Here is a 21,580-nt window from a genome sequence, read left to right on the forward strand (position 1 = left end):
GTGAATTTACCACTCACGGCACTGACATGGAGCAACGACATGTCCGTTCTCTTTGAGACGTGGTACCGGCAGTTCGGCGTGCGTCGCAGCAACCAGCTCGTACAGCCGCCGCTGCCGGGCATGGACCGCCTGATCCTGCCGCGCCGCAGCCTCTTTCACTACCCGGGCACGGGGCCGCTTGACGACGGGCCCGACATGAACCAGCCCGAATTTCGCGGTAACACCAAACCCATCCTCGTGCATCACCTCGTCAGGCAGTCGGTGAATCTCGGTAACCCCCGGCCACTGCCCACGCCCGTCACCCTGCTCGCCTCGCGCTTCTTCCAGAAAAAACGCCGCTACAGGAAGCTCATGAACTTCGACACCGCCACGCGCGACGACAACACGCTGTGTGTGTTCAGTTACGCCTTCCTGTGGCGTGTGTACCACTATCCACGCTCGATCTATGCCGGCACGTACCAGTGGCACAACATCCACGAGACGCTGTGGATGCAGGTCATGGAGGTCGCCAACCGCTCGAACCGCAACCAGTTCATTCCGCTCACGCTCCCCGCCATCCTGCCGTGCCTCACGGACCTGAAACTCGGGGAGATGGGTGAGCTCAATCATCAACCCAGCCAGCGCATTGTCAAGCGCTTTGCCGCCCACGAATCGCTCATGATCCTCGAGATCTGGAAGTGGCTCGGCGAGAACCGCAAGTCGTCGATACTTTCGCACGTGCCAGAGGACAGGCTTGGGCGCGTGAACCTGATCCTGGAGGAAAGCGGGCGCTGGTTTGCCGTGAATCTCGGCACGCTGAACGGCTGGCGTGTCGCCAAGAAGGAAGAACTCGAAGCCAACCCCGAGGCCAACCGGCACGGGTTCGAACCCAACCGGCTCCAGCGCTACTTCCTGCGCATGCTCATGACACTCATGGAAGTGCGCACGTCGGCCGCCCCTGAAGTCAGCGCACAGAGCAGCGCCGGCACCGAGCCTTCCGGCATGCCGCCCGAAGAACCGGCCAACGTGGTCGATGAAACCGGTCCGCAAACGGGCGCGCAGACGGGATCCCTTATCCAGAGCGTCCAGCAGCCGGTGGACTCGCCCCTCACCCCGGCGTTCCATGCCACGCAGCCCCGGCCTGCAGGACATGACGAAGAAGAGGATGAGGAAAGCGCGCGCGCGGCCGGCAACGCGAAGGTCATGCGCATTGCCGCACGCATGGCGAGCGCCCAGCACGAACCGGACGAGCGCGGCGTGGACATTCATCCCGACGAAAAACTGGAGCAGCAGATCGAGGCCGACCTGCAGCAGCTCGAACATATCGCCAACCTTACGTTTGCCGATGCGGAGCAACTGCAGCCGACCACGCCTGGGCCTGCGGCACCCGCTGGCGCCGTGACACCCGAAGCCGCGGTGATGAAGATCGCCAACCGGCTGGCTGCGCAGGGCATGATGAGTGCGGGCGAGCACCGCCGTTACCAGACGCTCTCCGAGGCCTATAAAAAGATCGTCGCCCCCGATGGCCGCACGACGCTCGGTGCATTCGTGCAGATCCCGCCTGAAAGCATCCAGATACAGGAGTCGCCCGCGATCGCCGACATTCCGGCCGTGCTCGACAAGACGATGCTCAGGTCGTCACTCCTGACGTTCGATCCGAAGTACATCCGCGAGGTCATGCAGAAGGACATCGCCGGCATGGTCCTGAACCTGCAGCAGGGGGGACTATGCGTGACCGGTTACGACGTTGAGGAGGTCGATGACGTAATGGGCGCGTACCGGATGTACACCGCACGTGTGGTGCCGGTCGAGGGTTCCGCCTCGACCCTGCGCTTTCGCCTGCCGGTCATCGACGAGGATGGCACCTTCACGGCCAATGGCGTGAAGTACCGCATGCGCAAGCAGAAGGGAGATCTGCCCATCCGCAAGATCGGCCCCGGGCGGGTCGCGCTCACGAGCTACTACGGCAAGGTGTTCGTCTCGCGCTCGACCAAACGCGTCAACGATTACGGGGTGTGGCTCACTAACGCCATCATGGCCGCGGGCCTGGATGTGCATGGTGGTCCAGACGGCGGGCTGCATGCGGGCCCAATCACGCAGATGCACACGGCCCCCGTGTTCGACAACCTCTTCGCGTGCCCGCGCCTGTACAGCACGCTCGCCATGTCGTTTCGCAGCTTCGCGCTTGGCGGCTTCGAGTGGAACTTCGATCACACGCGCCGCGAGACGCTCTATGGCACCGATACCCTGAAACGCTACGAGCAGGGCCGTGACGTCAACCCGGGCACCATCGTCTGCGGGCAGTCGCTCACGGATCCGGCTGTCCTCGCCGTCATGGATGCACACGGTGCGCTCTACGCGCTCAGGGACGGCAAGCCTGAAGCGTTGCCCGGCTTCGAGGCCATGCTGCAGCTCGACACCAGCAAGGCACCGGTAGAGTTCGTCGAGGTGATGGTGCTCGGCCGCACCATACCGCTCGGTCTCGTGCTGGGCTACGAGATGGGCCTCACGCAGCTCATGATGCTGCTGCGCGTGAGCCCACGCCGTGTGCCCGCCGGCCAGCGCGTGAACCTGCAACCCACCGAGTATGCGCTAGTATTTGCCGACGAGACGCTTGTCCTTGCGAAAGCCCATGCCTTCGCCTCACTCGTGCTCGCGGGTTTTAACGAGTATCACCGCAGCATCCGCACCTTCAACGTGCACGAGTTCGACCGGCGCGGCGTGTACCTGAATGTACTGGAGTCCGGTGGCCAGTCGCAGCGCTACCTGCGCGAGATCGACCTGCAGTATAAGCTCTTCATCGACCCGATCACGCGTGAGTTACTTCTAGAAATGAAGGAACCCACCGACTATCAGGGGTTGCTGCTGCGTGCCTGCACGATGCTGCTCTCCGATCATCACCCGGACGAGCTGGATTCCAGCTGGATGCGCGTGAAGGGCTATGAGCGCATGGCGGGCGCCGTCTATTCGGAAATCGTGCGGGCGATACGCATCCACAACGGGCGCCCCGGGCGCAACCGCCTGCCCATCGATCTGAATCCGTTCCAGGTCTGGAAGAGCGTCACGCAGGATCCGGCAAAGATCCAGATCTCGGAGATCAACCCGATCCAGAACCTCAAGGAGATGGAGTCGGTCACCTATACGGGCGTGGGCGGGCGTGGCTCGCGCAGCATGACGAAGCACACGCGGGCCTATCACCCGAACGACATGGGCACGATCTCGGAGGCCACCGTTGATTCGAGCGATGTGGGTATCAACACCTACACTAGTGCCGATCCGCAGTTCACGTCCCTGCGCGGCCTCTCGCGCCGCTACGAGCTCGGCAAGACCGGTGCCACCGCGCTCTTTTCCACCTCCGCGCTGCTTGCCCCCGCGGCCGACCGCGATGACCCCAAGCGCGTGAATTTCATCAGCATCCAGTCCGGCCACCGTATCGCCTGCCGCGGCTATCACCAGCCCGCGCTGCGCACCGGCTACGAGCAGGTGCTCGCCCACCGTACCAGCGACATGTTCGCGGTCACCGCGAAGCAGCCCGGCCGGGTCGTGTCGGTGGGTGCCGAGGGCATGAAGCTCCAGTACGAGTCGGGTGAGCTCCAGGGGATCGAGCTCGGACGACGCTTTGGCAATGCGGCGGGGCTCGTGGTCCCGCACCAGATCGTTACCCCCCTGCATGCCGGACAAAGCTTCAGGCCAGGGGACGTCATCGCGTACAACACAGGCTTCTTTGAGCCGGATCTCCTGAACCCCGCCAACGTCGTCATGAAAACCGGCGTTGCGGTCAGAACGGTGTTCATGGAAAGCCCGATGACGCTGGAAGACTCCTCGGCGATCTCGAAGGAGACTGCGGCGCTCCTGATGACAAAACAGACGAAGGTCAGGACCATCGTCATCAACTTCGATCAGGAGGTTCACCGGCTGCTCAAAGCGGGCGAAAAGGTCGGAGCCGACGATATTTTATGCGTCATCGAGGACGCCGTGACCGCGGGCACGCGCCTCTTCGACGAGGCGTCGCTCGACACGCTGCGCGTGCTCAGTGCCCAGACGCCCCAGGCGAAAACCCAGGGCGTTATCGAGCGCGTCGAGGTGTTCTATCACGGCGAGCCCGAGGACATGTCCCCAACGCTTGCGAAGATCGCCGCGGCCAGCGACGCGCAGATGATCCGGCGCTCGCGCATGACCGGCAGGAAGGCGTTCACGGGCAGTGTGGACGAGGCGTTTCGCGTCGAGGGCAATCCGCTGCAGCTCGATACCGCGGCGATCCGCATCTATATCACCTCGGATGTCCCTGCCGGGGTCGGAGACAAGGGTGTGTTCGGCAACCAGCTCAAGACAGTATTTGGCGAGGTGATGGAGCGCGACATGTTCACCGAGTCGGGCAAAAAGATTGGCGCCGTGTTCGGTGCGAAATCCGTAGCTAACCGCATCGTCTCCTCCCCCGAACTGATCGGAACGACCACCACGCTGCTCGACGTAATTGGAAAAGCTGCGGTCGATGTCTACAACGGGAGAAAAGCATGAAGTCGCACGCATCAGAGAAGACGCTCGTCACGCTCGCCAATGCCACGACGCTCGTGCGCTGCATCGTGCAGGGTGTGGTCGGCAACGATCTGGCCGACACCTTTGCCGGCATGCCACTGACCGATGACGTCATCGACCAGCTGGCCCAGGCCCGCTTTCAGGCCGCTGTCCAGCAATACCTGTAATGGCCTCACAAAAATCACGCCGTGAACGCCAGAGGCTCCCTGTTTGCTGGACGGTAACAAATATCAGTGTTCGTCGGGACTGACCCGTTTCAGTTCGCTCTCGATACTGTGCCTGCCCTGCCCGCTTATGAGGAAAAAATATTCACCGGGCTGATAGTCCAGTGGCTTCGGTACAAGAAAATCCAGGACGCCGGGCTGACGTTTGTGCTTGTTCAGATACGTCGCAAATGCGGAAGACAAGATGATGTGTGGATCAGTATATGTCCCCGTTCCACACGTGAGCGAGTAGTCATCCGAAGTCTTTCCCAGATGCATGTCACAGGCGCCGGGACTGACAGGCAATACATATTCCTGCCCATTCCTGTCGTAGAAGTGAAATAGTGGATTGCCCTGTTCCGACTTTGACAGTTTGATCACTTTGGTGCGGTTATCCACCCTGGCATCAACAACCTCGTAGGTTCCGTAAAGGTGTTGAATGCCTTGCGCCGCATCACCATTAAGCACCGTATTGCGCTCTGTCCAGGCCGAGCTGCCGGATGGGAAAGTGCAGGCTGTCAGTACCGACAGCATTGCTGGAACGATCAAGCTTCCCGGAAAAGTCATGCGCATTCGTCAGGCCCCGTAGTTTCACGCCGGAATGTTAACACCTGACGTTATGTCGCGATCTTGAAAGTATGTGAAAGAAAACACCCGCCGGTTTCATGCAGCGTCTCGTGAAGACTGCCGATCTTTGTGAAGACGTGCGCGGGAAGGACTCGCCATCATGCTCAACGAACGTACCCTGCGCTTAACCGGGCACTGGAGCGCATCGCACGGGCGACGAAAAGCGGCCTGCTCGTACGCGAGATCGCCGGCAGCAAGACCGTCGTCTACGAGCCCGTGTACCGCGAGTATCTCGAACAGGGCGGCAGCAATGAAATGCTCTTCGCCAATGCGCTCTCGCAACCCTTTGCGATGACCTCAGCCGACCTGCTTGCACAGAAGGAGGCCCTCGCCCGGCGCTGGGCCGCGCACAGCGCGCTCGTCGCCACCGCGGAATGCAACCAGCGCTACAACAAGATCATCGAGCTGCTGGAATTGCACTTTCGCTCGCAGTTCAATGAGGCGACCGAGGGCGAGGACACCACCGCACCGAATCGCGATACGGTGCTCAAGCTCTTCAGGGAGTGTCTGAAGCACATCACGGAGAGCGACCTGAACGATCTGTACGCGGTATGTCTGAAGCTCGTGTGCCGCGCCCGGTTTTACACGACCGACGCCGAGCGCATTCTCACCGGCATGGAACTCGCCCGTGCACGCAACCCATCCCTCTCACCGCGCGAAGCGGCCACGGCCAGCATCGTCGATTACATCGCCTGGTGGGTCGCCGCGCAGATGCGGCTGGCGAGCTGCTGAAGGGATGCCCTATCACGGGGGACATCACGGATCCGAAGCATCTGGTGCGTGACCCCGCGCGGGTCAGGGCCGCACTCGTTGAAACCCCCGACGGCAGGCTCGTCGCGAAAGAGGCCGTGAAGATCACCATTCCAACCCGCTTCGCCGAGCGGGGGCTCGCTGAAGTCGGTATCGAAACCTTCATCTACGGTGTGTATGCGATCACGCTCGAAAACAGCTACTACGGCGTCTCGCTCGTGAACGCCATGATCCGTATCGAACCCACCTCCATGATGAAGGTGCTCTCAGGTGACGATGAGTACTACGAATTCAGCTTCGAAAAGGGTTCCGTCATCACCCCGTCACTCGATCTTGTCAAGAACGATTCCCTCATCTACCGGATCTTCAACGAGATGCTCGCGGGCGCCCATGTGCCGTGGTACATCGGCTACGCCGAGATGGCCTGCCTGCTCGATACCGCGAAATATCACGCCGGCGCCAACGTCGGGCGCAACCACGACATCACGGAGCTGCTCGTCTCGATCATCTCGCGCAATGCGCATGACCGCCACGAGTTCTACCGCACGACCGTGAAGGACCTGCACGACCTGCTCACGAATCCCCCCGTTTTCATTCCCCTGCGCTCAATCGAATTTGCCGCCACCAGTGAAGGTCACGGGCAGTTACTTCAGCCGCGGGGTGGTCAGCGCCCTGGTCAGTCCCAGCACGCGTGTGGAGCGCCTGAATGACATCCTCGCGCGGTAATGTCTCGCCCTGTCGCCCATTGCCTGACCATGAAATCGCATGGCTCGCAGGAGAAAGATCGCCATATTGCAGGGAAACTGAGGGAAACGCCCCTTAGGTCCGAATATCCTCAATTGCCAGTAACGGCCTGTAGCACGTTCTCCCGCCGGAGGGTCTCGCCAAGGAATTTTCCCATTTCCTCGCCGCACTCACCCGCGCCGCGAACGCTAGCCTGACATGCATCTCCCTCAACCCGAGACTTGAAGATTGGCTTCGACAGGACTCGCTCGCTCCATTGGCCCTGCATGGAAATAGAACGCTTGATCGTGACACTGTAAACAATCATTTTCCACGTCACGCTAACCGGGAGAAGGCCCCTCGCCGAATTTCTTTCTGTGAATAGCGAAATCACGTGACTAGGACGCGCATTCTGCACCAATGCCCGAACAGATTCAGGGCCATCCTGCCAATCAGTTTCGGCGAATTTTGCTGGAATATCCGGCAGCGTCTGCCGCAAGCCACTGCGGAGTCCGGCCATATACGCCGGGCCCGTCGTAGCGAGCACAGGCGAGTTAAATACCTTGTCTTCCGTGATTACCAGTAGCGAACTCGCAGCGATCGGGTGCCCGACCAAGCGGCTTTCGTCCAGAAGAGACGGCGCGTCTGAGAGGTGGCCTCACTCGTTCGGACAGTCATCTGAGATTTTTAAGTGGAACGTCCGAGGCAATCATGCTGCCGATTTGATCGCAGGCAGCGTCGCGAAGTATGCCTCATCCGGGGTCTGATCCGCCAGGCTCGAATGGGGCCGTTTCCGGTTGTACAGCTCGACGTATTCGCCGATGGAGCGCCGGGCATGGCTGACCGACTCGTACGCTTTCAGGTAGACCTCTTCGTACTTGATGCTGCGCCACACCCGTTCGACGAACACGTTGTCGCGCCAGGCCCCTTTGCCGTCCATCGACAGCCGCACGCCCCGGCTCAGCACCGCCTCGGTGAACGCGCCCGCCGTGAACTGGCTACCCTGATCGGTGTTCACGATGTCGGGCAGTCCGTAGCGGGCGAACGCCTCTTCCAGCGCCTCGACGGCGTGCGTGGCTTCCAGCGTGATGGCGACCCGGTACGCGAGAATCTTGCGGCTCGCCCAGTCCACCACTGCCGTCAGGTACACGAAGCCGCGCGCCATCGGAATGTACGTCGTGTCGAGGGCGAACACCTGATTGGCACGCTCGATCTTCATGCCGCGCAGCAGGTACGGCCAGATCTTGTGCTGCGCGTTGCGGCGGCTCGTGTTCGGCTTGCAGTACAGCGCCTCGACGCCCATGCGCTTCATCAGCGTGCGTACGCGACGGCGACCCACCTCATGGCCTTCCCGGCGCAACAGGCGCGCCAGCATCCGCGCCCCTGCAAATGGGAACTCCATGTGCAGTTCGTCGATTCGCCGCATCAGCAACTGATCGACCTCGCTGACCGGCTGCGCCCGGTAATATGCGCTCGATCTCGCGATGCCAACCAGTCGCGTCTGTCGCGAAACCGGCAGCGCATGCGTACAGTCAATCATCGCTTTGCGCTCAGCAGTCCGGCTTTGCCGAGCGCTCCTGACAAAAAATCGTTCTCCAGCGTCAACTGCCCGATCTTCGCGTGCAGCGTTTTCACGTCCACCGGCGGATCGCTCGACGGTGCACCTGTCGCACCAAACACGTCTGCCGCACGCTCCTGCAACTGCCGCTTCCATTCCGTGATCTGGTTCGGATGTACATCAAACTGCTGTGCCAGTTCGGCCAGCGTGCGCTCACCTTTGACCGCTGCCAGTGCCACTTTCGCTTTGAACGCCGCTGAGTGCGTCCGTCGGGTTCTCTTCGTCATTTCCTCGGTTCCTTTGCCAGCATTATCGCTGGCTCAGGCCCCGGCCAAACCACTTATCCGACTGTCCGAATTTGCGCGGCCACCTCTCTGTACTACAGGCAGTCGTTAAGATGGCAGCGGTACACAGGACGAGAACCTGAAATTTCATCGTTGGGAAAAGTTAGTATGTTTCGATTTTCAAACGTTGCTCCGCCAGACCGTCGTGCGAATTCATCATAAAGTGGTGACTTGCACACCCTCACTTCCATGAGATGTTTGCGCGACGCGCACCGGAACTATTGCTTGATAAAGTTGTACATCGTCAGTGTTGCTGGAACCGGTGACGTTGCGCTATCGTCAAAGATGATGTCAAACGCTCCCTTGGGGTAAGCGGCGCTCGGTCCAAGCAGAAATGCTGTGCCAGTATAGGTTTTTCCGGCATATGCACAGGCAATCGCATTGGGATTCAAGGTTGTGCCCGCGGTCCGGAACGTGATGTCTGTAACGTCAATGGTCTTTGCGTTTGGACTGAGCGTCGCACTCCACATGCAGGTATTGCCGTAAGTGCCCGTGAGACTCGTTCCATCAATGGTGACAGCCGATGTGGAGACAATGCCATATTGCCCCGCGAGTGCCCCGGGCGTTGGCGCAATAACGGTTGACAGTACCTCCATGCTGGAATCAGACGCCTGAGTGCCGGTAGCCTGTGCGGCAATTGTGTACGTTGTACCGTCTGCATTACCACTGAGCGTTACGGTGCCCGGCTCAAATGTGCTACCCGAAACCAGCCAACCGCTGGCACTGGCCGTATTCCCGGTCAGCGACAGCGGCGTAGAGCCCGCGGCAATTCGCACATTCTGCCCGCTCCCAGTTCCAAACGCCCTGACAATACCGGCCTGATTGATCGTGGCGAACACACCGTCTGCTGCATAGGAGTTCGACACCAGCACGTTATCGGCCAGCACCGGAGCAAGCGGCGCAGCAGTATTGACGCTGCTGCCTGTGCTGGCCGAACTACTGCCGCTGCTACCTGAACCGCCACCACCACAGCCAGCAATGAAAAAACACGAAAGCACGGCACACGGCAGCGTGAGTTTCTTGGACATGGAATTGACGGAATCGCCTGGACAGGAACATTGACATGATAGATAGCTGGAAATGTTACAGCTGCCCAATCCGGGAAAATGTCAAGAAGTGTTATCGCCACAGCGCCGTTTAGCGGCGAATGAGCCTGGAAGGGTAATTCGGGGACGAGCGTGGGTGCATTCTCCGGCAGGCATTCCTTTTAGCGGGACCAGCTTCATCACGAGCTACCTGGCCTCGTATCGCTGCCCCGCGCCCATGCCATGACCGGACATTCGCGAGGTGGCTTCTCATGAACCACTACGTGCGCTTTGGCCTCACGGCACTCAATGGCATGAACAAGGCGGGCACCCTCAGGCCCGATGCCAATGGCTACTACCCAGTGGTGCTCGGCGGCCTGAACATGTTCAATTCGGTGAACCAGTTCTACCCGTATGAGCCGGCGCGCGAATTTTTCGAGCACTCCAGCCAGTTCATGCGCCGTGTGCATTCGGGCAACCTGCGCGGGGAATACGCCCCCCCCCGACGCCTGCCTGGCCAGCCCATCGAGGACTACGCACGCCGCATCCTCGACATCGACGTCAACAACGTCTCGCATCACATTGCCGAAGTCAGTCTCGACTTCGAGAACTACAAGGATCCAGACGGGCGCGGCATCGTCGCCATCCTCGGCCAGGTCAAGCCCTCCGGTCCCCATGGTGTGCATCTCAAGGACTCGCTCGACAATCCGCGCGAGAACGTCTGCTTCTCGATCCGCTCCTTCACGCTCGATGTGCCCTCTGGCCGCACCGTGCGGCGCGAACTCAAGAACGTCGTGACCTGGGACTACGTGAACGAGCCGGGCCTCTTTATCGCGAGCAAGTACAACTCGCCCGCGCTCGAGGAAATCGGCGAGACGATGTTCTCGAAGCCGCAACTCGATCGCGCCTTGTGCGCCACGCACGACGCCAGTATCGGGCTCGAAGCCGCGCGGCTCACGCTCGACGAGCTCTACCAGTCGCTTGGCTGGCTGCACGAATCCACGGCCCCTTCCTGGCTCGCCTGGTGAATCTTCGCTGCCTATACTCAAATGCACGAGTTCAAACGCATGAGGCTGGCCGCACCGGCAGACGGCCAGCCTCTATGCCGCCCGTGATGCGATTCAAACCCGTTTTGGTTCTATATCACTGCAATGAGCCGTATCAGGAATGTGGCTCGGGAAATTCTTACCGCGTCGAAGTTTTCTGTGCAGTGACCTTCTCTTGAACTGGAGCATCATGGGCACCCCCAACCTACACCGCCGTGCCAGACCCGTACTCACCTTCAAGGGCCAGCAATACCGGCTGGATCTCCTGAAGTCGCTACTGAAACATGCCAAACCCATCGATGTGTGGCCCGAGGAGATCAATCCGGCCGGCGCCCCTGACAGCCCGTTTCACGTACGCTTCTCCCGCCATGCTGCCGATGGCACGCAAACTGAAATCGTGTTTTTCCGGCAGGAGGGCAAATACACGGTTCTGCTCGGACAGGCAGAAGTCGCACGCCTCATCGCCCGCGGCGCACGTCCCATTGTCGGGTCCATCATTTCGGGTCCGATGCTCAAGCGCGCACAGTTCACACCTCCCGATTCGGGGTCGGGAAACGTCCCTCCTGTTTCTGCGCCAGCACCGGCACTCATCACGAGCGCTGCACCGGCCGCTGCACCTGTAGCACCTGTACCTCGACCGCAATCCAGTCAGCACCCCCGGCAGTCTCGCCAGCAACCCCGCAGCGCACAATCCCGCGAATCCCGGAGCCCGCCCCCCAGGCGCAGCGCGGACAGCCGTGCGCATTCAGCCGCGCGCGACCAGAAGGGGACGATGAACCAGGTCCGGACTGACTGACCGCCCCGAATGTCCCACGCTGCCGGCCCGCCTCCACCACCCGGCAGCTTCTACCATCTTCGAGAGGAACCGCAACCATGAGCACCACCGAACTGGACACCGAACAAGGGGTCGCTTCAGGAAACGGAAAATAAAGCACGCTTAGCTTGATCTACCCGGCGCACTGGGCGGCGTACAAACGGAGCCGGGATTTCCCGCGAACTACTGGTCTTCGTCTGGAACGAATGGGATGACGCCCTGGCGGAAGGCTTCTTCCTGCAAATCGCGCGGGATGCGGCGCGCGTCAATGATGAGGCCGTCGATCTCGATGAGCCAGGCGAGCGGGTTTCTGGCGATCTGACTGGGAAGCGACCATCGAGGGTCGAGCTGGCCGATCTTCAAAAGGTTGAGGATTGCTCCTGAGCGGGCCGAACCGGTCTGGGTGCTCAACCCGAAGTGCTGGCATAGCGCATCGGCGCGCATGTGGGGCTTCTGGGATTTGTCGAAGAGGAAGTTGATGCGCCCGATCGCGTAGGTCACGCCGCAGGCCCAGGAGCGTGCCGGACCGGTCACCAGTGGCGATGGCCGCTTGCGGCACAGGGTGGCAACGAGACGCCGGCAAAGGTCGCGGTATTCATCGGTCAGATGCTGCGCGCAAAAGGCATCGGTCAGCGCTGTAATCTTGCGATACCGGTCTTGCATGGCGACCGGCACACGCTCGCCGTCAAAGATTGGCTTCATGGGATTCACACAACCCGTATGAGTCAGTTGCCCGGTTCGGCGAGCCCGTGAACATCGCCCTCCCGCTCGATCAGGCGCAACCACATATCCAGCTTCTCACTGCTGCCGTTAAGCAGCCGGTCAACCAGGGGCCGGTCGTTCGCCTTGCCCAGCATGTTGTGCAGTCCCAGGTATGCCACAAGGAGGTGGTACATGGTGCAACGCAAATCATCACGCTCACCCTGACAGCAACGGGCATGGCGATGCAGATCCGCAATGGCGAGCCCGAGTTTCTCACCGACATACGAAAGCGGTATGCCGTCACGATCCTGTCGCGACGTGTAGGCGGGGCCGTTGGCGTTCAGGGGTAGATCTGCATCATCCGGGATCTGGGCCATTGCGTGTCTCCGTAGCTGTGCTGTCTGATCAGTGAAACGTCGGCGAACTGGCCATGCAGCAATGCTTGTACTTGCGGCCACTACCGCATGGGCACGGCTCGTTGCGTCCGATCTTCGGTTCTTCACGGCGCATGGGAACACGTGCCGGGATGCTCGCCAGTGCTCGCCGGTGCGGCTCGAAGTAACGGTAAATGTGGGTCAGCCCGGCGATCATCGTCTCCAGCAACGCCTCGCGCTTCTCCGCAGGGATCGGTGGAGGTCGCATCTGCGGGTCGGGATTGTGTTCATGATGCAGCATCATGATCGGGATCATCGGGCCGCCGCGGTCCTCGTCGTGGATCAGTTCGCCCCAGCTCGCAGGACGCGTCTGTATGCCGCGCATGAAGCCGTGCGCCCAGTCGTTGGCCGGGGCAACACCATCCTCGCGCTCGAGCAACACCGGCAGGTACACGTTCGGCTCATGCAGCGTCTGTTCCAGTTCCGTGCTGATCGTGTTCCAGTGACGCATGAGCAGTTCGATGATTTCGGTAGCCTGCCCGTCACTTTCAAACGAAAAATCTTCCCCCCATATCTGCGACAGATACTCGCTGGGCAACACGATGTCGGGTCCGCAAATCAAAGCGCAGAAATAGCCATCGAGCGTTTCGATGTTCATCGCTGCGTCGCCGATGGAGTCGAGAAACGCGGCGAGACGGGCGAAATCGTCATCGGCAAGTGGCTGTTGGGACATCAGGTTATTCACGGCGGATTTTCTCTTCGCGAGGTCGATGCGACTGTACCTGGCGATTATACGACGTCAAGCTCGCCGGACATGGCGGCAGGATTGATCGACCCTGCGGCAGATCGCGAGGGACGCCGCCTCCGCGACTCTGTCCCCGGCTCCGGCCGCAGCGGTTTGAACCGGCCGGCCTCGAGCTTCCTGTCCCGCTGCCATACGTAGTCTCCCGTCAGGTTGATGTGCTCCCAGCCGAGGGGAGAAAGATACGGCAACAGCATTACGTCGGGCGGAGAGCCTCGTGTTCCCATTGCCTGAATAGTCCGCTCAAGGTAGACGGTGTTCCACAATACGATGGCAGCAGTGACCAGATTCAGACCGCTGGCGCGATAGCGCTGGGCCTCAAAGCTGCGATCGCGGATTTCGCCGAGTCGGTAGAAGAACACCGAGCGGGCAAGCGCATTACGGGCCTCGCCTTTGTTCAGACCGGCATGAACGCGGCGGCGCAGTTCGACGTTCTGCAGCCAGTCGAGAATGAACAGCGTGCGCTCGATGCGACCGATCTCTCGCAATGCGACGGCGAGACCATTCTGTCTTGGGTAGCTGCCGAGCTTGCGCAGCATCAGCGAGGCCGTGACCGTCCCCTGCCGGATCGACGTTGCCAGGCGCAGCACCTCGTCCCAGTTCCGGCGGATGTGCTTTTCGTTATACGTGTCGCCGATCATTGTGGCAAGTGCAGGATAGTCCTTCGGATTGCCAGGCACGTACAGCTTCATGTCGCCGAGATCGCGAATGCGCGGCGCAAAGCGGAAGCCGAGCAGATGCATCAGCGCAAAGACGTGATCGGTAAAGCCATTGGTGTCGGTGTAATGTTCCTGAATGCGCAGGTCCGATTCGTGATACAGCAACCCGTCGAGCACGTAGGTCGAATCGCGCACGCCGACGTTGACGAGGTTCGGATAGAACGGGGCTTACTGATCGGAGATGTGCGTGTAGAACATGCGCCCGGGTTCTGCGCCGTATTTCGGATTCACGTGCCCGGTGCTCTCGGCACGGCTGCCCGCGCGAAAGCGTAGTCCATCGGATGACGACGTGGTGCCATCGCCCCAGTGGGCCGCGAAGGGATGGGCGAACTGCGCGTTGACGAGCTCAGCCAGCGCCTGTGAGTAGGTCTCGTCGCGGATGTGCCACGCCTGCAGCCACGACAGCTTCGCGTAGGTCGTGCCCGGGCAGGCTTCGGCCATTTTCGTCAGCCCGAGATTGATCGCGTCGGCCAGCACCGTCGTGAGCAGCAACGTCTTGTCTTTCGCTGTCTCGCCGGTCTTCAGGTGCGTAAAGTGGCGGGTGAATCCGGTCCAGGCGTCGACCTCCATCAGCAGCTCGGTGATTTTCACGCGCGGCAGCATGATCGACGTCTGGTCGATCAGCGCCTGAGCCGCCTCGGGTACCGCGGCATCGAGTGGCGTGATCTTCAGACCCGATTCTGTGATGATCGCATCAGGCAGTCCGTTATCGGCGGCGAGCCGGTTAGCGGCTGCCAGTCTCTGCTCCAGCAATTTTCTCCTTTCGTTCAGGTATCGGTCGCAGTCAGCGATGATGGGCAGCGGCAAGGCGTTGCCCTGCAAGAGGGTCTGGAAGTTTTCTGCAGGCAGCAGGTAGTCGTCGAAGTCCCTGAACTGGCGCGAGCCCTGCACCCATATGTCGCCTGAGCGTAGAGCGTTTTTCAGCTCGGCCAGTGCGCATAGTTCGTAGTAGCGGCGATCGATACCGCCATCGGTCATCACGAGCGGTTTCCAGCGCGGCTTGACGAAGGCAGTGGGCGCGTCCGCTGGCAACTTGCGCACGCCGTCATTGTCCATGGTCCGGATCATATCAATTGCGTCAAGCACCTCTGTCGCCGCCGGCGCGGCGCGCAGCTTCAGGATTTCGAGGAAGGACGGGACGTATCGGCGCAACGTCGCATAATGGTCTCCAATCTGGTGAAGAAAATCGAACGCTTCGGGCTGGGCGAGTCGCTCGGCCTCGCTGACGCTTTTCGTGAAGGCCTCCCACGACATGATGGATTCGATCGCCTCGAACGCATCGCCGCCCTTTTCTTTGGCTTCCAGCAGGACCCGGCCCAGCTTCCCGTACAGTCTCACCTTGTCGTTGATGGCCTTGCCAGAGCGTTGAAACTGTTCCTGATGTTTCTTTTTCGCAGTATTGAAGAGCCGGCCGATAATGCGGTCGTGCAGGTCGACGATCTCGTCGGTGACCGTCGCCGTGGCTTCCATGACAATGGCCACCAGCGTTGCATGACGGCGCTGCGTTTCGAACCTGGCCAGATCAGCCGGCGTCATCTGCGCGCCTTCGCGCGCAATCTTGAGCAGGCGGTTCCGGTGCACCGTCCGGTCGAGGCCCGCGGGCAGATCAATGGCGTGGAGGATTTTCAGGCGATCAATGTGCTTGAGCATCTGGGGTGAACTCGCCTTTCCCGGCGGCAGCCGTAGCCACGCGAGCCACGTCATGCGGCCGTCGTCACGACGCTTCAGTAGCTCGTCAAGTCTTTGCCGGTGATGGTCCGACAATGAGGCAGTGAGGACCTCGTAGATCCGGCGGGTCGCGCGAGTAACCGCCTCCGCACAGATGCGCTCGATCACGTTCGCGCCGGGCAGCAGGATTGCCCGCTGCCGCAGGTATTCGACCAGCGCCTGCGCGAGCACGAGCCCCTTGTCCGTCTGCATTGCCAGATCAACAAGGGCGAGCACGGCCGGACGGTAATCGGCCACGGTGAGCGGCCGGAGCTGCAGCGCCGCCTGCAGTTCGAGTAAATGTTCGCGGCGCGTCTGGTCCCGCTTTGCGTACTCTTTCCAGAGCGTCGGGGCGGTGTCAAGCTGTCCTGCAACGTACTGCAACAGCGCAGGCGGCGGCTCGATGCCTGCGCCCAGGATGATGCCGGGGTAGCGCATGCAGCAGAGCTGCACGGCAAAGCCCAGACGGTTGGCTGCGCCGCGGTGCTGGCCGATCAGCGACAGCTCCGTTTCGCTGAACGTGTAATGGCGGATGAGCTCATCGTGGCTGTCCGGAAACGAAAAGAGGCTGTCGCGCTCGGCGGGCGAGAGAATGGAACGTCGTGGCATGGTGGCTCGGCAGACGATGGGGATGGTGCCGACACGGGTTGCGGCACCGATTCCATCGGACTGACGGTTAAGAAAAATGCAGTGTAATACGTTCCATCGTCATAATCCTTCTTATGGCGATAGCTATTTTTATTCGATAAACTACCAAGCATGAAAACGCGTTACACACTAGCTGCCGGGTCCAGCATCGCGCCCGACTCGCCGATGTTTCCGGATGCAGGCCAGCTTGCCGCGTTGCGCGGCTGGTATGCAGGCCTTTCGGCCCGGGCTGCCGTGGACCGCTACCTGCCTCACGTCCGGGCACCGGGCGAATCGGCGCGCGGCATCATCGGTGCCATCCGCCGGCAGCTTATCCGCTTTGCCCTCGAACGGCAGCGCACAGATCTGGCCGATCTTCTGCAGCACCCCATCAGTGAGCGAACCAAGCGCGCAGCTGCGGTTGCGCGTGCGATCGACATCCTGCGTACGCTGCCCGCACCCCAACCGCAGATCGCCGACGACATCGGCCTCTGGCTCGCGCCCCGCGCCGTGCGGGTGCTGCGCGTTTATGGCATCGCGACCCTCGCGGACCTGACGGTACGCGTGCCCCGCCGGCGCCGCTGGTGGAGCGTGGTGCCCGGGCTCGGCCAGACCAGCGCCCGTCAGATTGAAGCGTTTTTTGAGACCCACCCGCAACTGACGGAGCGCGCCCGGGCGCTGGTTGCGGTAAGCACACCCAGCGTCGTTGTTCCCTGGGAACGGCTGCGGATACCCCATGAGGTCGATGGTTCGCACGGCAGCTTCCGCGCGCCCCGGCAGGCCTGCGCGCTCGACGCAAACAACGATTACGAAGCAGTACAGGCCTGGCTTGCCCTGCACGAAACCCCCACCACGCAAAGCGCCTACCGCAAGGAGGCCGAGCGCCTGATCCTGTGGGCGATCGTCGCGCGCGGGCGGGCGCTGTCCTCGCTCACGACCGAGGATGCCACCGCATACCGGAGCTTCCTGCGGCATCCGCAACCGCGTGAGCGCTGGGTTGGGCCAGCGCGCCCGCGTAGTGCTCCCGAGTGGCGCCCCTTCGCCGGGAATCTGTCGATGCGCTCCACTGCCTACGCGCTCTCCGTTCTCGGTGCACTGTTTCGCTGGCTTATCGAGCAGCGCTACGTGCTCACCAATCCGTTTGCCGGCATCAAGGTTCGCGGCAGAACGCGTGCCACGCCGCTCGATACGTCACGCGGCTTCACCGAAGGCGAGTGGGGGCTGCTTCGCACGATTGCCAATGGACTGGAGTGGTCCTATGGCTGGGGAGCACCTGCCGCACAGCGACTGCGTTTCCTGCTCGACTTCTCCTATGCGACGGGCGTGCGTGCGAGCGAATTCGTCGGTGCGAGACTTGGCGACATCCGCACAGGTGAAAATGGCGCACATTGGCTCAATCTCGTCGGCAAAGGCGGCAAGGCTGGCAAGGTAGCCTTGCCGCCACTCGCCCGCACCGCACTCGAGCAGTATCTCGTCCAGAGGCGGCTACCAGTGACGCCGCAGCGTTGGGACCCGAAGACCCCGTTACTGGCGAGCGTTGACGAGGAAGGCGCAGCGGGCATCACCCGTTCCCGGCTCTGGTATGTGATGCGTCGTTTTTTTCGCCTGGCCGCCGATGTCATCGACGCCGACCATCCTGTGCTGGCCGAAAAGTTGCGACGCGCCAGCCCCCACTGGACGCGGCATACCCACGCCACGCATGCACTTGCCCGGGGCGCGGAACTGACGACAGTGCGCGACAACCTGCGCCACGCCTCGATCGCGACAACGTCGATCTACCTCCTGAGTGACGAAATCAAACGCTTCCGGCAGATGGACGAGGCGTTCGCTGCACCATAGCTGGTTACCCAAGCTCCTGGGGTTGACAGGCTAAACGTGCTTTATTTTCCGTTTCCTGAAGCGCCCCCAACCAGCGCTTCATGTCGTCGAGCAACGGCACAGCCTGCTCCTGGCGCACACGTCGCCGTTCATCCGGTGGCTGGCCGCGAATCTGCTCTTCGATTCGATACAGGGCTGCGAGGCGGCGCAAGGCCTCTTCGGTCACCGCATTGGGCCGCACGGCATGCAGGTCGTGGATCTTGCGGCGCGTGCGCCATGCACGCAGCTTCCCGGATGCGATCGCCCCGATACAGTTCGGCGTAACCGGCGAACGCATCAGCCTGCAGCACGCCGGTGAAGTCGGCCAGATGCTGTTGCGGATGCTCGCCGCGCCGGTCAGGCGTATAGGCAAACCAGACTGCCGGTGGCTCGTTGGTGCCGCTCGACCGGTCATCGCGCACATAGACCCATAGCCGCCCGGTTTTCGTGCGGCCGTTGCCCGGCGCGAGTACCGGCAGTGGTGTGTCGTCCGCGTGGACCTTGCTGCCTGCCAGTGCGTAACGACGCACGGCGTCGACCAGCGGCGAGAGCAACTGCGAGATGCTGCCGAGCCAGTAACCCATCGCGCCGGGATCGATCTCGACACCGTCGCGCGCGTACATGACCGCCTGCCGGTGCAATGGAATGTGGTAGCTGAACTTCGATACCGCGATGTGTGCGAGCAGGCCCGGGCCGGGAGCGCCGCGCTCGATCGGACGACTCGGAGCCGCAGCTTGCACGATACGATCACAACACGCGCAGGCCAGCTTCGGGCGGCGATGGCGGATCACGCGGAAGTGTGCACGCACGTATTCGAGTTGCTCGGCGACGTCTTCACCCAGCGGTTTAAGCCTCCCGCCGCAATCCGGGCAACTGTCGCTGTCGGGCAGGTGGATACGCTCTTCACGTTCGAGGTGATCGGGCAGAGGTTTTCGGCTCGCGCCCTCACGACACGACTTCGGTGCAGCAGCGGATGCGCCGCTATCGGCGGCACCTTCATCAGCGAGCAGATCCTCCAGCCGTAGTTCGAGCTGTTCGATCTGGTGATCGAGTTTTTCCGATTTGCGGCCGAACTGCATGCGCCGCAGCTTCGCGATGGTCAACTTCAGTTGCTCGATCTCGATAGCGCGCGACGAGAGCTGTTCGCGCAGGCTGGCGACCATCGCCTTGAGCGCGTCAACGTCATCGGGGAGATCGGCAGGACTGGCAGACATGCAGCGAGTTTACACGTCGCGTCTGCACGCAACTGCGGGTGTAATGAACGTTTACAACGCGCTGCGCGGGCGCACCGCATCGATGGGCTGGCGCCAGTCGAACCCTTCAAGCAGGAGCGCCAGCTGGGCGTTCGTCAGGGCCACCACGCCGGAGTCGGCGCGCGGCCACGCGAAGCGACCTTTCTCCAGTCGCCTGGCCAGCAGGCACAGGCCGCCATCGCACCACCACAGGCATTTGAGCAGGTCACCGCGCTTGCCGCGAAACACGAATACGTGTCCGCTGTAAGGGTCTTTGTCCAACACCGCCTGCACCTTCGCGGCCAGCGAGTTGAAGCCACAGCGCATGTCCGTCACACCTGCAGCGATCCAGATTCGCGTGTTCGGTGGAATCACTTCAGACAATCCCGCAGAAACCGCTCGGCGAACGCCTGCGATACACCGCGGATGCGCACCCGTCGCTTGCCGACCTCGACTTCCACCTCGCAACAGGAGGCCATCGCCGCAGGTTCTTTCGTGGATGGTGGCGCTACGTCGATGATATTCACCGGCAGTAGCTGTGCTGGCTCCGTGGTCCCAGCGGCAGTCACAAGAGCCTTCGCAGTCAGTTCGGCCTTGAAGCGCTGCCGCCACTTGAACAGCATGTTGTCGTTCAGACCGTGTTCGCGAGCGATGCGCGCGACAGAAGCACCCGGCTGCATCGTCTTCTCGACGATTTCACGCCGGAAGTCGTTGGAGAAATTCGGCCGCTTCGGGGCCGCCGTTACCACATCGTCAGAGTTGTCCACGATCGCGTCCGCTATCTATTTCGCGGACGCGATATTTGCCGATTGCCGTCATAGCCTCAAGACGGCCTTGGTCGAGTGCTTACCGCCATCGCACCAGTAAAGCGCTTTCAGCAGATCACCCCGCTTGCCCCTGAAGAGGAAGATGTTCCCGCCGTACGGGTCTTTCTCCAGCACGGTTTGCACCTTCGCTGCCAGAGAGTTGAAACCGGCGCGCATGTCGGTCACCCCTGCAGCAATCCATATCCGGGTGTTCGGCGGGATCACTTCAGGCAGTCCTGCAGAAACCGCTCGGCGAACTCCTACGATACGCCCCGGATGCGAATCCGTCTTTTGCCCACCTCGACTTCCACTTCACAACCGGTCGTCATCGTAGCTGGCTGCGTCGTGGGCGGCGACGCAACATCGATGACGTTCACCGGCAGCAATTGCGCGGGTTCCGCCAGAGTCGACACTGGAATCGACACGGTGGTCTTCGCAGACTGCTCTCTCTTGAATCGCTGCCGCCACTTAAACACCATGTTATCGTTCAAGCCGTGTTCCCGCGCGATTCGCGAGACAGAAGCCCCTGGCTGCATCGTTTTCTCGACGATCTCACGCCGAAACTCGATCGAGAAGTTCGGCCGCTTCGGCGCCGCCGTTACCACGTCGTCAGAATTGTCCACTATCGCGTCCGCCAAATATTTCGCGGACGCTATATTTGCCTACTGCCGTCATATCCTCAAGACGGCCTTGCTCGGGTGCTTACGGAGCAACCCTACAACGAGGTGTATCAATTCCTAACTGCGTTGCTGTATCAATTTACAACTGCGTGCGACACCGTTTCGGCACTGACTTTTCTGACATGCAATCCTCCGTACACACAGGAAATTAACAAAATTCCTGCTGTACGCGAAATCGAGGCATGGTCACACTTGCCTGCGTCATCTGCGCATTCACGACCGACCATGCCGGATAGCCGCGTGCGTGCGCCGTCTCGACCGTCTCGTTGAACAACCCCACGATGGCATCGTGCTCAAGCAGCCGGTCACCGTTCTTGCTGAAGGTCGAGTGGTCCCACACCACGTCGTCCATCGCCAGGCCGGCAAACTGCACGTCCGGCAGCGAAAAACACAAGGCAGGTAAAACACCGCCGTACCGGGATAGCGCGGGATTTCCCTGTTCCGGTACGACAAACCGGCCACTAACGCA

The 21,580-nt window shown here is 61.3% G+C and carries 17 protein-coding genes and 3 pseudogenes; 7 read left to right on the forward strand and 13 right to left on the reverse strand.

Going from position 1 to position 21,580, the window contains the following annotated elements; all coding sequences use genetic code 11:
• Window positions 1–39: 39 nt before the first annotated feature.
• Window positions 40–4,497: a hypothetical protein gene (locus L0U80_RS28795; RefSeq protein ID WP_233874319.1), complete on the forward strand. Its 4,458-nt coding sequence runs from the start codon at window positions 40–42 to the stop codon at window positions 4,495–4,497.
• Window positions 4,494–4,682 (forward strand): hypothetical protein, encoded by a 189-nt coding sequence (locus L0U80_RS28800; protein ID WP_233874322.1) that lies wholly within the window; start codon window positions 4,494–4,496, stop codon window positions 4,680–4,682. Before L0U80_RS28795 ends, L0U80_RS28800 begins: the two co-directional genes overlap by 4 nt.
• Window positions 4,683–4,745: 63 nt before the next feature.
• Here L0U80_RS28800 and L0U80_RS28805 read toward each other — a convergent pair whose 3' ends face one another.
• Window positions 4,746–5,285, reverse strand: a complete 540-nt coding sequence (locus L0U80_RS28805; protein ID WP_233874325.1) for a hypothetical protein — start codon at window positions 5,283–5,285, stop codon at window positions 4,746–4,748.
• Window positions 5,286–5,414: 129 nt separating this feature from the next.
• Here L0U80_RS28805 and L0U80_RS28810 point away from each other — a divergent pair, with 129 nt between their 5' ends.
• A complete protein-coding gene (locus L0U80_RS28810; RefSeq protein WP_233874328.1) occupies window positions 5,415–6,077 on the forward strand; it encodes a hypothetical protein in 663 nt (220 codons plus the stop codon).
• A gap of 44 nt (window positions 6,078–6,121) precedes the next feature.
• The gene (locus L0U80_RS28815; RefSeq protein ID WP_233874331.1) at window positions 6,122–6,805 is read left to right on the forward strand and encodes a hypothetical protein; all 684 of its coding nucleotides are present in this window, start codon (window positions 6,122–6,124) and stop codon (window positions 6,803–6,805) included.
• Window positions 6,806–7,527: 722 nt separating this feature from the next.
• Here the strand turns inward: L0U80_RS28815 and L0U80_RS28820 are convergent.
• Window positions 7,528–8,663, reverse strand: a protein-coding gene (locus L0U80_RS28820; protein WP_373322092.1) for an IS3 family transposase whose coding sequence is annotated in 2 segments (ribosomal slippage) — window positions 7,528–8,408 and window positions 8,408–8,663 — 1,137 coding nt in all. Because the reading frame shifts where the segments join, the coding sequence is not laid out codon by codon here.
• Between the two features lie 275 nt (window positions 8,664–8,938).
• Window positions 8,939–9,748 carry a hypothetical protein gene (locus L0U80_RS28825; RefSeq protein ID WP_233874334.1) on the reverse strand — a complete coding sequence of 270 codons (810 nt, stop codon included), beginning with the start codon at window positions 9,746–9,748 and terminating at the stop codon, window positions 8,939–8,941.
• A gap of 269 nt (window positions 9,749–10,017) precedes the next feature.
• Between L0U80_RS28825 and L0U80_RS28830 the strand changes: the two genes are divergently transcribed.
• Complete coding sequence (locus L0U80_RS28830; RefSeq protein WP_233874336.1) at window positions 10,018–10,773, forward strand: S80 family phage morphogenetic serine protease; 756 nt, start codon at window positions 10,018–10,020, stop codon at window positions 10,771–10,773.
• Window positions 10,774–10,981: 208 nt separating this feature from the next.
• A complete protein-coding gene (locus tag L0U80_RS28835; protein ID WP_233874339.1) occupies window positions 10,982–11,587 on the forward strand; it encodes a hypothetical protein in 606 nt (201 codons plus the stop codon).
• A gap of 201 nt (window positions 11,588–11,788) precedes the next feature.
• On the opposite strand, the gene L0U80_RS28840 is transcribed toward L0U80_RS28835, so the two are convergent.
• The 4 genes and pseudogenes from L0U80_RS28840 to L0U80_RS28855 form a co-directional block, all read right to left on the reverse strand.
• Complete coding sequence (locus L0U80_RS28840) at window positions 11,789–12,307, reverse strand: DUF6398 domain-containing protein (protein WP_233874341.1); 519 nt, start codon at window positions 12,305–12,307, stop codon at window positions 11,789–11,791.
• A 23-nt stretch (window positions 12,308–12,330) separates the two neighbouring features.
• Window positions 12,331–12,684 (reverse strand): hypothetical protein, encoded by a 354-nt coding sequence (locus tag L0U80_RS28845; RefSeq protein WP_233874344.1) that lies wholly within the window; start codon window positions 12,682–12,684, stop codon window positions 12,331–12,333.
• Window positions 12,685–12,712: 28 nt separating this feature from the next.
• Entirely contained in the window at window positions 12,713–13,426 is a 714-nt protein-coding gene (locus L0U80_RS28850) for a YecA/YgfB family protein (protein WP_233874347.1), read from the reverse strand.
• A gap of 44 nt (window positions 13,427–13,470) precedes the next feature.
• Window positions 13,471–16,518, reverse strand: a pseudogene (locus L0U80_RS28855) (Tn3 family transposase).
• A 150-nt stretch (window positions 16,519–16,668) separates the two neighbouring features.
• Here L0U80_RS28855 and L0U80_RS28860 point away from each other — a divergent pair.
• Window positions 16,669–18,375: a site-specific integrase gene (locus tag L0U80_RS28860; protein ID WP_233874350.1), complete on the forward strand. Its 1,707-nt coding sequence runs from the start codon at window positions 16,669–16,671 to the stop codon at window positions 18,373–18,375.
• 49 nt (window positions 18,376–18,424) lie between these two features.
• Here the strand turns inward: L0U80_RS28860 and tnpC are convergent.
• The 6 genes and pseudogenes from tnpC to L0U80_RS28890 all read right to left on the reverse strand — a co-directional run.
• A pseudogene (tnpC, locus tag L0U80_RS28865) lies at window positions 18,425–19,607 on the reverse strand (IS66 family transposase); the annotation flags it as partial.
• Between the two features lie 51 nt (window positions 19,608–19,658).
• Window positions 19,659–20,000, reverse strand: coding sequence for an IS66 family insertion sequence element accessory protein TnpB (gene tnpB / locus L0U80_RS28870; protein ID WP_308444898.1), 342 nt, complete (start codon window positions 19,998–20,000; stop codon window positions 19,659–19,661).
• On the reverse strand, window positions 19,997–20,392 hold the full coding sequence (tnpA, locus tag L0U80_RS28875) for an IS66-like element accessory protein TnpA (RefSeq protein WP_233874353.1): 396 nt from the start codon (window positions 20,390–20,392) through the stop codon (window positions 19,997–19,999). Before tnpA (L0U80_RS28875) ends, tnpB (L0U80_RS28870) begins: the two co-directional genes overlap by 4 nt.
• A gap of 48 nt (window positions 20,393–20,440) precedes the next feature.
• Window positions 20,441–20,656: an IS66 family insertion sequence element accessory protein TnpB gene (gene tnpB, locus L0U80_RS28880; protein WP_233874356.1), complete on the reverse strand. Its 216-nt coding sequence runs from the start codon at window positions 20,654–20,656 to the stop codon at window positions 20,441–20,443.
• 35 nt (window positions 20,657–20,691) lie between these two features.
• Window positions 20,692–21,054: an IS66-like element accessory protein TnpA gene (gene tnpA / locus L0U80_RS28885; RefSeq protein ID WP_233874359.1), complete on the reverse strand. Its 363-nt coding sequence runs from the start codon at window positions 21,052–21,054 to the stop codon at window positions 20,692–20,694.
• Window positions 21,055–21,343: 289 nt separating this feature from the next.
• Window positions 21,344–21,478, reverse strand: a pseudogene (locus L0U80_RS28890) (IS5/IS1182 family transposase); the annotation flags it as partial.
• Window positions 21,479–21,580: the final 102 nt, after the last annotated feature.

Source organism: Paraburkholderia adhaesiva (assembly GCF_021390575.1).
Classification (GTDB): Bacteria; Pseudomonadota; Gammaproteobacteria; order Burkholderiales; family Burkholderiaceae; genus Paraburkholderia; species Paraburkholderia adhaesiva.

Coding starts and splice junctions, on each gene's coding strand:
- L0U80_RS28830 (WP_233874336.1), top strand. CDS start 10,018: ATGAACCACTACGTGCGCTTTGGCCTCACGGCACTCAATGGCATGAAC.
- L0U80_RS28835 (WP_233874339.1), top strand. CDS start 10,982: ATGGGCACCCCCAACCTACACCGCCGTGCCAGACCCGTACTCACCTTC.
- L0U80_RS28795 (WP_233874319.1), top strand. CDS start 40: ATGTCCGTTCTCTTTGAGACGTGGTACCGGCAGTTCGGCGTGCGTCGC.
- L0U80_RS28860 (WP_233874350.1), top strand. CDS start 16,669: ATGAAAACGCGTTACACACTAGCTGCCGGGTCCAGCATCGCGCCCGAC.
- L0U80_RS28805 (WP_233874325.1), bottom strand. CDS start 5,285: ATGACTTTTCCGGGAAGCTTGATCGTTCCAGCAATGCTGTCGGTACTG.
- L0U80_RS28800 (WP_233874322.1), top strand. CDS start 4,494: ATGAAGTCGCACGCATCAGAGAAGACGCTCGTCACGCTCGCCAATGCC.
- L0U80_RS28825 (WP_233874334.1), bottom strand. CDS start 9,748: ATGTCCAAGAAACTCACGCTGCCGTGTGCCGTGCTTTCGTGTTTTTTC.
- L0U80_RS28840 (WP_233874341.1), bottom strand. CDS start 12,307: ATGAAGCCAATCTTTGACGGCGAGCGTGTGCCGGTCGCCATGCAAGAC.
- L0U80_RS28845 (WP_233874344.1), bottom strand. CDS start 12,684: ATGGCCCAGATCCCGGATGATGCAGATCTACCCCTGAACGCCAACGGC.